The sequence below is a fragment of the Halorhabdus salina genome (genome assembly GCF_013839425.1).
Taxonomy (GTDB): domain Archaea; phylum Halobacteriota; class Halobacteria; order Halobacteriales; family Haloarculaceae; genus Halorhabdus; species Halorhabdus salina.
On the sequence record NZ_JACDNP010000023.1, the window covers coordinates 1,568 to 2,590 of the forward strand.

At 43.8% G+C, this 1,023-nt stretch carries 1 protein-coding gene; it reads right to left on the bottom strand.

What is annotated here, in order from left to right; all coding sequences use genetic code 11:
• Positions 1-362: 362 nt before the first annotated feature.
• Positions 363-1,023 (bottom strand): hypothetical protein (locus tag HZR20_RS14305; protein WP_181687423.1); only part of this gene is annotated, 661 nt, incomplete at its 5' end.

A 1,023-nucleotide genomic window follows, 5' to 3' on the forward strand; every position in this document is an offset into this window, starting at 1 on the left:
GATTATCTCCTCCAATCTGGATTTTCGATCGAATCCACTCTTCTATCTACTCTGCCATAATCCATCATACAAAGCCCTTCATCCTGCCCTATTGAAAATAGATAACAGCACAAGGGTTCCTCGTTTCGACGTACCTTATTCAATGATATTCTCGACTAACTTATCTAGGATATATTCGGTCCGAGATAGTCACGTTGGTCACCGCCGAGACTGGTGGAAAGCCCTCTATTTTCGGTTGAACTTTGTGATTTTCTCGGCTCAAAATCCAGCAACCCCGCTGCTATACCCCATTTTCAATAGGGCAATAACATCCAACTCTCATTAGAATTTGGCAGGATGACTCCGTTCTATTAGACCTCTTATTATACTTTTTCTATGAGTATATCAGACTCTTTCAAAGTCTCTTTAACATCATCTTTGGAGATTTCCTGTTGCTGTGCCTCTCTAATGAATTCGTACAGCTGAGTCGTGGTTAAGAGCTTGAAACCATATTCTTCAAGATCTTCTTTGGGATCTCCGATAATTGGCGGACCTCTTTCCTTTGGCTCCTGCCTGCGATATGCATTTGCTACGAGGAGGCCTTCTATTTCTCTATCATCAAAGTCTTCGCTGGCGTTTCGTACCCATCGGTCCAGTTGGTCTACTTTGCTTATACCGATAGCGTTCTCTGTTCCATGTATCTCTAAAATGAAAGCCTTGTCGTCAAGAAGCACTGCTCCGTCTCGCTTTCCAGGGATTTCCGGTCTGGTTTCGAAGCCCAATTCTTCGAAAGCATCTAGTACAATATCTTCCAGTTCTGTACCGTCCTCATAGAGCAGCTTATTGAACTCATCCAGTCTCTCAAATTCTTCTCTTAGTTCGTGACTTCGCTCAATGATTTCTTGTTGTCTTGGGAGCCTCTCATCTCCCGCCCAATCTGGTACGGATCTGGGTTCAACTGAAAACCCGTGTATTTCGGAAAGGAGTTCAGAAGCCGCATGTTGAAAGGTATATTCGGGCTTTAGGGGTAGAAGATGGACTGAT